The following is a 920-nucleotide window of genomic DNA, read 5'->3' as shown; positions in this document are numbered from 1 at the left end:
CCGAGCCTTAAGCCGTAGATCATGCCGAGGCTGATGCAGAGCAGCAGGATCAGCGAGAGGGTCACGGCGGCTGTGACGCGCCCGCCGACGCGGCCGATCACGCGCACGTCGACGCCAAGCCCGAGGGCCGCCATCGATATCACGGTGAGCAGGCCAGCCGTCTTGGTCAGCGGCGTGATCGCGACGTCAGGCACGAGCCCCATCGAGCGCAGGGTCGCAAGGCCAAGGAATCCCAGAATGAACCAGGGCACCAGCTTGAACAGGTTGAAGCGCCGCTTGCCGGCGTCCGCCGCATCCGGCTGGAAATAGCGCGCGCCAAGCGAGAGCGTCAGCACCAGCGGGCCGAGCATCAGAACGCGCACGAGCTTTACCAGCGTGCCGATTTGCGCCGCGACAAGCCCCGCCGGCACGGTGGCGGCGAGCACCTGCGGCACCGCATAGACCGTCAACCCGGCGAGAATGCCATATTGATGCGCCGACAGCGCCAGCAGCGGAATCAGCAGCGGCAGACCGAGCACCATGACGACGCCGAGAATCGCCGTGAACGAGATCGAGGAGGCGATGTCGTCGCCGTCTGCGCCAATCACCGGGGCCACGGCGGCGATTGCCGAATTGCCGCAAATCGAATTGCCGGCGGCGATCAGGATCGACATCTTAACCGGCAATCCGAGCACGCGGCTGATGCTGAAGCTCGAGGTCAGCGTGACGACCACGGTCGCGATGATCGCGCCGAGCAGGATCGGACCTGAGGCGACGATTGCGGTGATGCTGATAGAGGCCCCGAGCAGCATCACCGCAACTTCGAGAAGCTGCTTCGCGCTGAAGGCGATGCCCCGCTTCCAACGCGCGCCCGGCTCCCAAACCGTGCGGATCGCCATGCCGAGCAGGATCGCGATGACCAGCGCCTCGACATAGGGGTG

General features: G+C 65.9%; 1 protein-coding gene. It reads right to left on the bottom strand.

Annotation, left to right across the window (positions count from 1 at the left end; all coding sequences use genetic code 11):
- A partial coding sequence (locus CR492_RS20235; RefSeq protein WP_102845503.1) for a YeiH family protein occupies positions 1-920 on the bottom strand: 920 nt, incomplete at both ends.

It is taken from the genome of Methylocella silvestris, assembly GCF_002891535.1.
Taxonomy (GTDB): domain Bacteria; phylum Pseudomonadota; class Alphaproteobacteria; order Rhizobiales; family Beijerinckiaceae; genus Methylocapsa; species Methylocapsa silvestris_A.
Note: the sequence above shows the minus strand (reverse complement) of the source record. Positions and strands in the feature narration are given on the sequence as shown.